Annotated in this window: 1 protein-coding gene; it reads right to left on the reverse strand. The window is 39.2% G+C overall.

What is annotated here, in order from left to right; translation table 11 throughout:
• Positions 1 to 116: 116 nt before the first annotated feature.
• Positions 117 to 314 (reverse strand): co-chaperone GroES (locus AB4512_RS25380; RefSeq protein ID WP_372176229.1); only part of this gene is annotated, 198 nt, incomplete at its 5' end.

Consider the following 314-nt stretch of genomic DNA (forward strand, 5'->3'; position numbering starts at 1 on the left):
CGTTTACACCTTCTAGCATTTTAATACGTGCGTCGTTACCAAATTTAACGTCTTTAGCAGCCATCTTAATTTCCTTTAAAATTCTTTATTAAATCAGTTCAGTTTTATGGGTCGGATTACTCAACGATCGCCATGATGTCGTTTTCAGACATGATCAGAACTTCTTTGCCGTCGATCTTTTCAGTTTTAGTGCCGTAGCCTTCAGAAAAGATAACAGTATCGCCAACTTTAACGTCCAATGGTTGTACTGAACCATTTTCTAAAATGCGGCCTTTGCCAACAGCTAGAATAGTACCGCGCGTTGATTTTTCAGC

The organism is Vibrio sp. 10N.222.52.B7 (assembly GCF_041474275.1).
In the GTDB taxonomy this organism is placed as follows: Bacteria; Pseudomonadota; Gammaproteobacteria; order Enterobacterales; family Vibrionaceae; genus Vibrio; species Vibrio crassostreae_C.